Below are 12,973 nucleotides of genomic sequence, written 5' to 3' on the forward strand. Positions count from 1 at the left end.
CTAGGCGATCCTGCTGACTTTCCGAAATCATAAGATATCCTTAGTTTTTTATGGACTGGTACGATTTATTTCCTAAAAGTGACTATACGGAAGGCAGCATAACCTTAATAAACGCGATAACACGTTGTTTGAGGTTATGCTGCCCCCAAAAAATAGAATCTACCCCATTTTTTCTGCTGAGAGCAAAGCAAAATTTGGCTACATACCCAAAGTTCGCGTGCCTACGCGTTTTGCCGGTTTCGATCATACTGACGCATGCTCATTACCCGGCGATGCGCATGCGGTTGAAGAGCACAATAGCGTGGGCCTCGCGACAGATAGATAAACAATTACACCAGCCCCACACAAACCATCTCCCCATCTAACCACTGCTGCTTAAGCCCCCGCTGCTTCTCTAACAACAGCATTAGGTAATCACGCAAAGGATGAACGGAAGGCAGCGCGGCAAGGTGCTTACGAAGCCTGCGCTGGTAAAGAAACTGCTCAGTAGGCACATGCAGCGGCGTGGCATTCTGGGTAAGCCATTCGATAGTAGGTAGTAGCAAGTGGGTGGCGTTGCTATCAAGCGCGAGCGTGACGCCTTTAACATCGAAATCACCGGCGTAAATATGCGGGCGTTGGGTTTTATGCCATGCCTCGGCCAGTAAGGCAAAGCCGCCGCCGTAGTGGCTGTCGCCACGGTAGACGACTAGTGGGTTAACGTAGCCGCTTAGCGCTGGAATATCCGGCGAAAACTCATAGAAGCTGTCCAGGTTTTCGACCTGAATCATGGCGCTGAATGCGCTCAGCTTTAGTGTCTGTACATCCACATCGCGAATAGCGCGTGACTCGATGGCAAGCCCGGCTATTGGCTGAGGGGGAAAGCTTACGAGCACTCGCCGTGCGCGGGGGCTTTCGCGGTTGGCTTTATCTTCTTCTAAGCCCTCCTTGGCCTGGGCGCTGCTGGGCAGGCCGCGGAGTGAGCGGCCTAGCGGTGCTATGCGGGCGCTGTCTAATATATCGTTAATCTGCGCCAGCAACGCGGCATCAAAACGCAGTGTTTTACTGTTTATTCGCGTGGCCAGGTCAATGTCGTGCTGGTGGCACCAGGCCACTACATCGTCTACCCACTGGCGGCGGGGCTTCTCCACCGTGGGCTGGCGGAGCAGTTCGCGGGCTACACCATTCAGCCCATTACGCGCGCGGCTGGGTAGGTTCATACAACAAGCTGCAGTTCAACGTCGTGGATCAGGCGCAGGTGATTGAAGGCGCTCGCTTGAGACTCCTGCTGTTTAAGGCGAAACGCGCGCTGGTCGTTGCGCGGCAGGCCCTGGTATTCGGAAATCACCTGGAACAGCCAAATTTCATCCGGCCACTCCAGCGGGCTTTCGTGCAGGTAAGTAAGGGCGCTGACCGGCTCTGCCTGGGGCTGGTCGATCACGCTTAAATAGAAGTGTTCAACATCCTGCTTGAGCGCCTGCTGGCGAGCGGCGGCCAGGCTGCTCTCTTGCGCTTGGGCAGGTGCGGCGGCTTCCACTGTTTGCGTGGTGTGGCGCGGCTGAGGCAGTTGATGCAGCAGGTCGGCGAGTACCTGGCACTCCAGATTGCGGTCTAGCGCTGGGGCGGCCGCGGCGTTTAGCGGGGCGGCTTGGTTGACCAGCGCGGGCACCTCGCTGCGCCGGGCGTAGTTGCTGGGCACAAAGCCTGGGTGTTCGCGCATAAACGCAGCCATGCCGCTGATCAAGCGGCTGCGCGCCTGCTGCTTGCGAAAGCGCGCCATCAGCTCGATCAAGCGCCGCTGCACTTCGCGCAAACCGGTGTAGTGGTGGCTTAACTGCTGCTGAAGCTGGCTGATCAACAGTTTACGCAGGCTGCCGTCGCTACCTACCAGCTCTATCAGCTCGTCAAAGTTAATCAGCGCCAGGCCATCCAGCAGCCTTGCGATCTGCTTCTGGGCGCGGTCGTTTTCGCGGATTTTATCGTTGAGCTGGCTGACGAAACCGAAATCGCTATTTAACCGCTGCCAAAGGCTATCAATGGCATCGGCGAAGCGGCCGTTAAGGTCGTCAACTTCCTGGCGCAGGCGCATTAGCTGCTGCTCCAGCTTCCAGTGCTCGCCACGGCTGCGCGCCTCCCGGTAGCTATGTACCAATGAGCGAATCAGCTCCAGGGTTTCCGCTACGTCGGCGTTCACATGGCGGCGGGTTTCATCGGCGAGCATTTCGGCGATCAGTTCGCGCACCTTGGGCGAAAGCTTCACACCGCTCTGCTCGTCCGGGCGCCACAGAATGCGCGCTGCCAGCATCTTGCGTAGCGCGCTATCGCTGAGTGATTCCAGCGGCACTTCATCACGGGTGTAGGCCTGCATCAGCGCTTCAGAATGCTTACCCAATAGCGCCAAGCGCTCAGCGCCTGTTTTGAGCAGACGACTCTCCAGCTCGTTCACAAGAGGGCCTCCTGTGTGCCCTCTTCTCCTTCGGCATCAATCGGCAGGTTCTCTTCATCGCGGATAAAGCGCACCAGGTCCACCAGGTAATCAATCTTGCCAGTGATCACAAATACCTGGCGCTCGGAATGCGGCTGAAGCAGGTAGCCGTGCTCTTTCAGGCGTTTGAAGACCTGCTTTACTTGGGCATCCAACTGGTCACTTTGCGAGCCAAAAAAGCTGTCGGTGGCCAGGCGTTCCAGGCGCTCGCGCAGGCTTTGGTTGTCTTCACACTTGGCGCTGAATTCGGCCGGTTTGAGCACATCGCCGGGGGCCGCCAGGGTATCGCGGCCCAGCGCTTCTTGAACCAGCTGCAGCCATTCCAGCAGCGGCAGCAGGCTGTTGAGCGTCTCACCCAGTTGGCGCGAGAGCTGATCCCGAGCGCTGTCATTGAGCTGTCGCCAGGCCAGAAAATACACGCTGCCCTCTTCGTTGCTTGCCAGCCGCCGGTTAAGTGGGCGCAGGTAGGTGTCGATCTCCTCGCGGGTCTCTGCATTGCTCAAGTGGCGATAGCCGCTTTCATCACTCACCGGACAGACAAATTCCCCGGCGAGTAACCGCTCAAGCAGTGGGCCATGTTCGATCATACCGTCACCTCCTGCTGACGTTCCTGGAGCCGCTCGGCCAGGCGGCTTAGGCGCGGTTCAATACGTTTTAACACCCGCTTATTGGCGTTAGCGCTATCGCGGTCAATCAGGTAGCGATTGGCAAACAGCAGCAACACGTCGGACTCGGGGTTAGGGAACGCGCCGACGATGTGAATGCGGTTGCTGTCACAGGCGTCGAACAGTTTTTCGACGTTGTGGTAGGCCAGCGTGCCGATCTCATCAATCGGCCAGTGAATGGCGATATCCGCATCACCACGCAGCAGGCGGGTAAATGCGAGCAGGAATTTGCACAGAATCAGATAGGCCATGCCGTGGCTGGAGGACTCCAGCAGCTGGCGGTCGTTCTTGATCACCAGGTCCGTGCCGCCTTCGTTTAAGTGCAGCTCCAAACGCAGCAGGCTTTCAAAGCTGTACTGCTGGTCGCTGCGCAGCAAGTCGACCACGTCCGCCAGGGTGTTCAGGTAGTCGTCGCTGGGCAGTGTCTGGCCGGATTCGCGCCACTCTTTATAGCGCTGAGCGAACAGCTTCAGCGGCTCCCAGAAGCCCAGCTCATCGATGGTGGACTGAATACGCACTTCGGCTTTGGTGATGCCTTCCAGGCGCAGGTCGTCGGCGACTTCTTCCGAAAGCCGACGGCTCTGGGCGCTGATGCGGCGGTTCAAATCGCGGAATACGGTAAAGAACTTATCCAGGTCGTCGCTCAGGTTGCGGCCTTCCTGAATCAACTGCTGCTGTTGGTCTTCGAGCAGTTTGAGCATGTCGCGCAGTAGCGGCAGCTGTAGGCGCGGGTTGTCGCTTTGCAGCTTGCTGCGCTCGCTCTCTAGCGCTTCGGCAAAGCCGCTGCTGGCGTCCTTGATCAGTTGGCTTTCAACCTCCAGGCAGCCACGGCGCAGCTGTTCGATCAACTGGTGGCGATTGCCCAGCGCCTGGCGGGCGCGCTCAATGCGCTCGTCTACATCGCCAAGCGGTGCCGCCGGGGCCTGGCCGTCGGGCTCAATGGCGAGGCCTTCCAACTGTGTCAGCAGAGGCTTTAAGGCTTCCAGGCTGGCGTGTTCACTCTCGCGCTGCGTTTTAAGCGTACTTACTGTGCTTTGGTGGGTTTTGCGCGCGGCCTGAAAGTCGTTTTTCAAGCGCTCTTTATCGCGCTGAAGCTGCTGTTCAGTTTGCTCCAGCTCGGCCTCTTGGGTGACCAGCTGCGGCTTATGCTGCCCCCACTCCACGCGCATAAAGCGGGTGTATTCGGTAAGTTCATCCTGACGGGCGGCGGTAACGCGGATGCGCTCCTCCTGGCTTGCCAGCCGCGCCTTGGTATCTTTTAGCTTGGCGGGGTCAACGCCCTGTTCGGCCAGTTCCTGGCTGAAGGCCTCTTCCAGCTCCGCCCGTTGGCGCTGGTGTTCTGCGTTGGCGTCGCTTAACTGCTGCTTATACTGGCGCAGCTGAGCATCCAGGCTGTCCAGCTGGCTTTGGCCATCGGCTTTTAGCTCTAACAACTGGCTTTGATGGGTTTCACCCAGCGCGTTAAGGGCTTGCTGTTTCTCTTCACGCAGCTCAGCTTGTGCCTGCTCCTGGCGAGCTAACGCGGCCTGGTGCGTGGCACGGCGCTCCTGTTGATGCTTGGCGTGGCGCTCTTGCTGTTGGCGGCGCGCTTCAAGGGCAAACTCAACTTCCTGCTCGGCACGCTTATGGGCCATACGGCCTTTGTCTTGAGCTTCATCGGCTTTTTGGACGCGCTCGTTATGCTGTTTAAGCGCTTTCTCGGCCGCTTGGCACTCTGCCTGCACGCGCCGTTTGGCGCTATCCGCTTCTTCAATGGCGGCGAGCAGCGTGGCTTCGTCCTGGGCGTAATCGGGCAAGGCAATGGCCGAAAGATCCAGCGCCAGCCCAAACAGGTCATCGCTGCCGCCGTCGGCTAGTTGAGGTGCTAAATCGCGCCGCTCCAAAAGCTCCGGGGCAATCACTTTGCCTAACTGCTGCTCCCAACCGGGGCGGTGGTAGCGCAGAAAATGGCGCAGGCTGCCCTGTTCGGGGTCACGCTGCTGGTAGAGCGCGTAGCTGCGCTGTTCGGCGCGCTCAAGCTGTTGGCGAAGCTGAACCAGTTGCTGCTCGGCGTCGTCCCGGGCGCGGCGGTTACTTTCAAACTCGCGGCGCAGGCCGTCTAGCGTGGCGGCCGATGCGTTACGTTCTTGCTGGGCTTGATCCAGGCGCGCCTGGGCAAGCTCAGCATCAGAAGCTTCTTCAGCGGTTTGTGTTGAAAGTGAGAGCTGGGCTTTAAGCTCGGCCAGCTGCTCAACGCCCAGCTCAAGCTGGGCCTGATACTCGCCTTCCAGGCGTTGGCGCTCTTGCTGGTAGCGCTCGTTAAGCTGCTGTTCAGATTCCCACTGCTGCTCTCGGCGCAGGGCTTTCTCTTCCACCAGGGCATCAATCAGCTCTTGGGCTTCGCCGGTCTGGCGGGCCAGCGCCTCGGAAAGTTCACGCAGGCGCCCATCAAGCCGTGCCTGGCTCTCTTTTACCGCATCCTGCATCACATTTAGGTGGGCACGCAGCTGATCGCGCTGCTCGCGCCATTGGGGCAGCGCATTGATATCGCGCTCCAGGGCGGGCATATCCGCCTCGAAATAGTGCTCGTACTGGGTTTGCAGATCATTGAGGCGGCGCTGGGTCTGCTGTAAATCGCTGACCACTTCGCTGTGGCGATCGTTGAGTTTGTCCCGCGCCTGGGCGTAATCGCTTTCCCGCTGCTGAAAATCGCGCTGATGGCGGGCAAGCTCGGCGTCCACATCGGCCATGCGCCGCTCGGCCTGCTGGCGGTCATCTTCAAGCTGGGGCTTAAGCTGCCAGAGGGTGGCATCCAAATGGGCAAGCTCTCGATCAATCCCGGCAAGCCGGGCGAGCGACGCCTGCAATGGTTCCAGGCGCATGGATTGGCGCATCTGGGCAATCCATTCACGCGCCTTGGTGTTACGAATCCGTGTGACCGGCAGCTCAACGCCATCCTCTTCGAAAATCGCTGCCAGCATGGTTTTGAGGGTATCCATCTTGCCCTCTTTGGCATGCACCGCCGACACCAACTTTTCAATATGGCGAATGCGCCGCTCGGGTTTGACCAGGCTGAACTGCGCGGCGATCTGGCGCAGCTTGAGGCCATCGCGGCTATTGCCGTGCAGCTGGGTAAAGTCGTTCTGGATAACCGAGCGGAATTCAGACGTAGCACCGAGCTTAGGCGACACCGGCGTGCCGCTTCGGCGCAGGCCACTGGCCCACTGGGTGTAGTCGAGTGCGGCCACGCCCGCCTCGCTCTCCACCAGATAATCTTCCGGCTGATAAGGCCCACCCACAAAGCGATACTCCACCCCGCCTTCGGCTTTGCGGGTCAGCACCGCTTGGCAGATGTTGCCAGCCTCGCGGCGGTATTCATAAACGAGGTAGCTGTTGCGATGCGGCAGGTAAAACGCATCAAACTTCATGCGCGTTTTGGGCACCACCTTATTGGGTAGTTCGCCGTAAAACACCGGCACCAGGCGCTGAAGCGTGGTTTTACCCGAAGCGTTAGTGCCGCAAATATTGGTGTGGCCGTCCACACTGAGTTCAACCACGCCTTCCAGGTGGCCGTGAATCATCACGATGCGTAGCAGGTGGGCCATGCCGTGTCCTTGATCGATAGAAATTCGAAAGCGACTATCTTGCCAGACACGATGCAAAGCGACACCTACTGGATGACTCGACTCACCGATTCACTCTGCCAAACGCTTTATGTAATCATTAACCCACTAGCGACTTAAACGCTCAGCGATTACATTCACGCCCACGCTTCACTTTCATTGCAGGAAACCGCTATGCCCCGCTACCCCGAGCACCTTACCGGCGAAGGCCCGGTTAACCCCTTTCCGGGAATTAAAGTACTTGAACGCCGCCTGGGCCGAGCGATTCCTCATCAGTTGGGTTCCAACGAAGGGCTGGACATGCCTCATCAGGCGCTGCGCGAACACTTTGGTGATGCACTGGCGGCACACGCTTACGGCTATGGTGATGCCGAGGCGTTTGGCGTGCGTACCCGGTTAAGCGCCCAGCTGGGCACGCCTTTTGATCATTTGTTGGTTGATGCGGGTGCCGATAGCCTGATTGCGCTGGCACTACGCACTACCTGCGAGCCCGGCGCTACGGTGGTATGCACGGCGGGCACCTATCCCACGTTTGGCTACTTTGCGAAAGGCCAAGGCTGCCGCCTGATTGAACCTGGCTACCATGAAGCACCCGGCGTGCTGGCACCGGACCTGGAAGCGCTGGCCGCCGCCGCGCAACAGGAAAACGCCCGCCTCGTCTACCTGGCCAATCCGGATAACCCCAGCGGCCACCTGCACAGCGACAGCGCCATTATCAAACTGCGCAAGGCGCTGCCGGATACCTGCTGGCTGCTGTTGGATGAAGCCTATGGCGATTTTCGTGATGATGCGGGAAGCGCGTTTTCGGCTAACGCGCTGCCCGGCGTGATTCGCCTGCGCACGCTTTCCAAAGCCCATGGTTTGGCGGGGCTGCGCATTGGCTACGCCATTGCAGAACCGGCGGTGCTGGCCATGATGATGAAGGTGCGTATTCACTACGCGGTATCCGCGCTGACGCTGGCCGCCGCCGAAGTAGTGCTCGACCACCCTGAAGAAGTGAACCAGCACGTCGCTGATGTAAAAGCGCGCCGAGAGCAGTTGGCCGAGCACTTTCGCTCTTTAGGGGCCGACGTACTACCGAGCGCCACCAACTTTATCGGCATTCGCCTGCCCAGTGAGGAACTGGCCACCCACGTACATCAGCAACTTCTTTCAGAAGGTGTGTTGGTGGCACGGCTAGCGCACCCGGCGCTTTCCAACGTAATACGCATTACCGCCGTAGCGGACGCCTTGGTGCCGGGGCGGCTGGCGACACTTGAGCAGGCAATCGCCACATCGACTTGATTCAAACCTAAACCTCAATATACCTAATTACAGGGATAGCGGTAGACGAGCGCACTTGCTTAAATTCTACAGGCATGGAAGCGGAATTTATAAGTACCTCTCTTAACCGTTATCCCCGTTCTTCATACACCGCGATGATGAACCACGGGAACCCATTTGGAAGCCGTGTTTATGAATCGTTGTTATCGTATCGCCTGGAACCATCGCAAGGGTGTTTGGCAGGCCATCTCGGAGGCAGGAACGCCTCCCAAGGCACGGGGCAACGCGAGCCGCCTGGCCATTGGCACAGCACCGGCAGCAGCCGCGCTGGGGCTTTCACTTATCGTTTCCCCTGTGTACGCCGAGCTGCCCAGTGGTGGTGCGGTGGTGGCCGGCGAGGCGGCCTTCAGCCCGCAAGGCACCACGCTGACCATTGACCAAACCAGCCAGAACACGGCGATCAACTGGGAGCGTTTTTCCATTGGTGAAGGCCATCACGTTCACTTTAACCAGCCCAATGCTGATGCCGCCGCCCTAAACCGGGTCACCGGCAGCGAGGCATCCTCTATCCGCGGTGCGCTAAGCGCTAATGGCCGGGTATTTCTGGTTAACCCCAACGGCGTACATTTCTCTTCGACAGCGCGGGTGGATGTGGGGGCGCTGGTCGCCTCGACGCTGGATATTTCGACCGAAGACTTCATGGCTGGCAACTACACCTTCGAGGGCGGCAGCGGCAACGCGGTCATCAACGCCGGGAATATCACCAGCGTTGCCGGGGGCCATGTGGCGATGATCGCCGCCGAGATCATCAACACGGGCAGCATCGAAACGCCCCAGGGCAGTACCCTGATGGGCGCGGGTAGCCGCGTTACCCTGGACCTGGGCGGCCCGGTCAAGATTGAGGTGGAAGAAGCGCGCCTGGCCACCCACATCGAACAGGGCGGTGCGATTCGCGCCGACGGCGGCCTGGTGTACCTCACCGCCGGGGCGGCCAGCGACCTTACCGCCAGTGTGATTAACCACACCGGCATTACCCAGGCCCGCACCCTGGCCAGCGGCGAAGATGGCCAAATTATGCTGATGGGCGATATGCAATCAGGCCGTGTCGAAGTAGCAGGCACCCTGGACGCCTCGGCGCCGAAGGGCGGCAACGGCGGCTTTATTGAAACCTCGGCGGCCAGAATCAGTATTGCCGATGAGGTGCACGTGACAACCCACGCCGCCGATGGCGACACTGGCGAGTGGCTGATTGATCCCACCGACTTTTACGTCAACGCCGGTGGCGCCACGAAAACCGACAGCGGTATCGGCGCCGACACATTGAGCAGCAACCTGGCCACCACCAGCGTTACCCTGGCAACCGTGGCCACCGGGAGTGAGGACGGGGATATCCATATAAACGCCGCCATTAACTGGGATGCCGGCACCCGCCTCACCCTGGATGCCCACAACGATATCAATATCAACCAGTCCATTACCGCGCAAAACGGCACCTTGGCACTTTATGCTGTTGGCGATATCACCAGCGCCGGTGCCATTGACGTTGGTGTCTTCGACTTGGCCTACGGCTCCTGGCGACAAAACAGCGTCAACCTGCCCGCTTTCACAGCCCGTGACTTCCGCATTGAATACATCGCCAGTTTCCTACGCACATTGGGGGGCAGCGGCAGCGCTTCCGATCCTTATCAACTCACCGATGTCTACGGTTTGCAAGGCATGGCATCCCTTCGCCTGCTGGGCAATGACTTCGTACTAGTAAGCGATATCGATGCCAGCGGCACCGCTGGCTGGAATGCAGGAGCAGGCTTTGATCCCATTGGTGATATTAGCGGTTTTAGTAGCGGCTTCATCGGCAGCCTCGATGGCCGTGGCCATGTGGTCAGCGATCTCACCATCAAGCGGCCGAGGGAAAAGTACGTTGGCCTGTTCGGTGCCACCCACTTAGCCAGCCTGACCGGCATCGGTTTGGTCTCGGCAGATATTACAGGGGGGGAAAGAACGGGTGGCCTGGTGGGACTCCAAAGACGCAGCACCATCAGCGAAAGCCATGTCTCAGGTGACGTAACTGGCGGCGAAAATGTCGGCGGCCTCGTGGGAGAAAATCAGGATGGTTTTATCAGCCAAAGCTACGCCACCGGGGACGTAAGTGGCGCTTACGTTGTCGGCGGCCTCGTGGGAAACCTAAGCGGCACTATCAGCCAAAGCTATACTGCCAGCAATGTCGCTGGTAATGATCAGGTCGGCGGCCTAGCGGGGTCTAACAATGGTGGTTCTATCCGCCAAAGCTATGCCACCGGCGACGTGAGGGGTAATAAAGTGGTGGGCGGTCTGGTGGGGGCCAGCTGGAGCACCTTCAACACCATTGAAAACAGTTTTTTTGCCACTACCGATGCGGCAGGCGCCCCCATCAATCACGGTCTCGATCCGGTAGGTTTAAACGATCACGGCAGAAAGACCAACACCAGCGGCAAATCCCACACCGAGTTGCAACGGTTGTCAACCTTTGACAGTTGGGGCACGGATATCGACGCCGAAGGTGGCACCGGTAGCGTATGGCGTATCTATAAGGGTTTATACGATGGTTTCACCACTCCGCTGCTACGCGCTTTTCTAACACCACTGGACATGCGACCAGAATACGACGGCAGAGGTATACACCAGAGCAACATTGCCTCTGTGAATACTGAAAACTGGAACGCTGCGGATAAACACCATGTGCTGGGCGGCTCCTTGGGAACGGGCAGCACCTTGACCCTTACCGGCAGTGACACTACCGGGGAATATCTGGCGACCTCCGATGCCATCATTGGCGATTTCTTCTCCGACCAGCAGGGCTACGACCTGATCACCACCCGCGTGATCAGTGACAGTAACTTGACAACCGTTGGCGATATTGCACTGACCCATGGAGCAAGCTGGGACAACGGCACCCTTCGCATCGACACCGCTGGCGATATCATCCATATCGGCGCCATCAACGGCGGCGACAATAGTGTCTTTGACTTGGCCAGCGGCCACTGGCAGCAAACCAGCGCTAGCCTGCCCGTCTTCACCGCCAACGACTTTCGTCTTAAGGAAGACACCGCCAGTTTTCTACGCACACAAGGGGGCAGCGGCAACGCTATTGATCCTTATCAAATCATCAATGTCTACGGCTTGCAGGGCATAGCATCCCACCGCTTGCTAGGCAATGACTTCGTACTGGTGGGCGATATCGACGCCAGCGGTACCGCTGGCTGGAATGCAGGAGCAGGTTTCAATCCTATTGGTGATGCCGGCACCCCCTTCACCGGCCGCCTTGATGGCCAAGGCCAAGTGATCAGCGACCTCACCATCAACCGACCACAGGAAGATGATGTTGGACTGTTCAGTAGCACACGCTCAGCCCGCCTGACCGGTATCGGCTTGTCCGCGTCGGATATTACAGGGAGGCGAAGAACGGGTAGCTTGGTGGGATACAACAGTGGCTCTATCAGCCAAAGCTATGCCACCGGTGACGTAACGGGTGCTAGCCAAGTCGGCGCCGGAGGCCTAGTGGGGTACAACGTAGGCGGCACCATCAGCCAAAGCTATGCCACCGGCAACGTAACCAGCGCCCAGAGGGTTGGCGGCTTGGTGGGATATAACAAAGACGGTACCATCAGTCAAAGCTATGCCACTGGTGACGTAACTGGCTATTCCATGATTGGCGGTATGGTGGGATACGACGAAGGCACCATCAGCCAAAGCTACGCCACCGGCAACGTTAGCGGCACTGATGATGTCGGCGGCCTAGTGGGCTTCCTGGTTGGTTCAGGTGTTCCTAGCACTAGCGGCACCATCAATCAAAGCTATGCCACCGGGGACGTGAGCGGTGATAAAGACGTCGGCGGTCTAGCGGGAACAAATTTTACCGGCACTATCAGTCAAAGCTATGCTACTGGTGACGTGCGCGGTGATGAAAATGTCGGCGGCCTGACAGGACTCAGCGCCGGTATCATTCGTCAAAGCTATGCCACTGGCGACGTAACCGGCTCACAAAATATCGGAGGCCTGCTAGGAAAAAACGCCAGTACCGGCACCATTGAAAACAGTTTTTTTGCGACTACGGATGCAGCAGGCACCCCCATCAATCACGGTTTCAATCCGGTAGGTTTAAACGATGGAGGCCGAAAGACCAACGACAGCGGCAAAACCCTCGCCGAGCTGCAAGAGTTGGCAACCTTTGTCAGTTGGGGCACGGATATAGACGCCGAAGGCGGCACCGGTAGCGTATGGCGCCTTTACGAAGACCATAGTACCCCGTTGTTGCGCAGCTTCCTGACCACACTTGATATAAACCCAGTTGATGCCACAGTGACCTACAATGGCGCCAACCAAATCGGTCCCAGTATCTGGCGCGCAGAGGCTCACCATGATGCCAGCTTGATACTCGGCACGGGGATTGTCTCGGGCGGCGGCAGGGATGCGGGCGACCATGCAGTGGCAATGAAAGGACTGTACTCATCCCAACAAGGTTACGACCTGATTCAGAACAACGGCACCCTGACCGTCCAGCGCCGCCCCGTAACCGTTGCCGCTGACCATCACCACCTAATTGACAATAACCCTGCTCTTCGACTGACATGGCAAACGGATTGTGGAGCATTTAGCGCCCATTGCGGCCTCGTCGAAGGGGAACTTCTCGCAGGCCAGCTCGAACATGATGCGGGAAACGGAGCAGGCCAATATACGGTCCAGCAAGGCACGGTCACGGACAGCAACAATCCCAATTACGCGATCACCTTCGAGCCTGGTGAGCTAGTGATAGCACCAGAACCAATGCCTGAGATATCACTTCCTGTAAATAAGTTATCGTCCAACATGATATGGGCGATGCTGCCCCGCGACCCCCACGACAGCCGTACAAAAGAGCTGCTGACTCAGCAGCTACAGCAGCAGACAGCAACCGTTAGCGTAGAAGGTCATGGAATTCAGCTTGAGGATCAAGGGCAATAGGG

General features: G+C 58.4%; 6 protein-coding genes. 2 read left to right on the forward strand and 4 right to left on the reverse strand.

Going from position 1 to position 12,973, the window contains the following annotated elements:
* Window positions 1-329: 329 nt before the first annotated feature.
* Genes ACT3XD_RS08530 through ACT3XD_RS08545 form a run of 4 tightly spaced genes read right to left on the reverse strand, consistent with a single transcriptional unit; the run spans window position 330 to window position 6,713 of the window.
* On the reverse strand, window positions 330-1,199 hold the full coding sequence (locus ACT3XD_RS08530) for a DUF7281 domain-containing protein (protein ID WP_192538631.1): 870 nt from the start codon (window positions 1,197-1,199) through the stop codon (window positions 330-332).
* Window positions 1,196-2,425, reverse strand: coding sequence for a hypothetical protein (locus tag ACT3XD_RS08535; protein WP_192538630.1), 1,230 nt, complete (start codon window positions 2,423-2,425; stop codon window positions 1,196-1,198). The genes ACT3XD_RS08530 and ACT3XD_RS08535 overlap by 4 nt, the downstream gene beginning before the upstream one ends.
* Window positions 2,422-3,051, reverse strand: coding sequence for a hypothetical protein (locus ACT3XD_RS08540; protein WP_087106585.1), 630 nt, complete (start codon window positions 3,049-3,051; stop codon window positions 2,422-2,424). The genes ACT3XD_RS08535 and ACT3XD_RS08540 overlap by 4 nt, the downstream gene beginning before the upstream one ends.
* A complete protein-coding gene (locus ACT3XD_RS08545) occupies window positions 3,048-6,713 on the reverse strand; it encodes an ATP-binding protein (protein ID WP_192538629.1) in 3,666 nt (1,221 codons plus the stop codon). The genes ACT3XD_RS08540 and ACT3XD_RS08545 overlap by 4 nt, the downstream gene beginning before the upstream one ends.
* Before the next feature lie 192 nt (window positions 6,714-6,905).
* Here ACT3XD_RS08545 and ACT3XD_RS08550 point away from each other — a divergent pair, with 192 nt between their 5' ends.
* Both ACT3XD_RS08550 and ACT3XD_RS08555 read left to right on the forward strand, forming a co-directional pair.
* Window positions 6,906-8,015, forward strand: coding sequence for a pyridoxal phosphate-dependent aminotransferase (locus ACT3XD_RS08550; RefSeq protein ID WP_192538628.1), 1,110 nt, complete (start codon window positions 6,906-6,908; stop codon window positions 8,013-8,015).
* A gap of 171 nt (window positions 8,016-8,186) precedes the next feature.
* A complete protein-coding gene (locus tag ACT3XD_RS08555; protein ID WP_192538627.1) occupies window positions 8,187-12,971 on the forward strand; it encodes a GLUG motif-containing protein in 4,785 nt (1,594 codons plus the stop codon).
* Window positions 12,972-12,973: the final 2 nt, after the last annotated feature.

Source organism: Halomonas sp. AOP7-B1-5 (genome assembly GCF_052353045.1).
Classification (GTDB): Bacteria; Pseudomonadota; Gammaproteobacteria; order Pseudomonadales; family Halomonadaceae; genus Vreelandella; species Vreelandella colorata.

What these genes read in the sequence shown, in the direction of transcription:
- ACT3XD_RS08550 (WP_192538628.1), top strand. Translation starts at nt 6,906, where the DNA reads ATGCCCCGCTACCCCGAGCACCTTACCGGCGAAGGCCCGGTTAACCCC.
- ACT3XD_RS08540 (WP_087106585.1), bottom strand. Translation starts at nt 3,051, where the DNA reads ATGATCGAACATGGCCCACTGCTTGAGCGGTTACTCGCCGGGGAATTT.
- ACT3XD_RS08545 (WP_192538629.1), bottom strand. Translation starts at nt 6,713, where the DNA reads ATGGCCCACCTGCTACGCATCGTGATGATTCACGGCCACCTGGAAGGC.
- ACT3XD_RS08555 (WP_192538627.1), top strand. Translation starts at nt 8,187, where the DNA reads ATGAATCGTTGTTATCGTATCGCCTGGAACCATCGCAAGGGTGTTTGG.
- ACT3XD_RS08530 (WP_192538631.1), bottom strand. Translation starts at nt 1,199, where the DNA reads ATGAACCTACCCAGCCGCGCGCGTAATGGGCTGAATGGTGTAGCCCGC.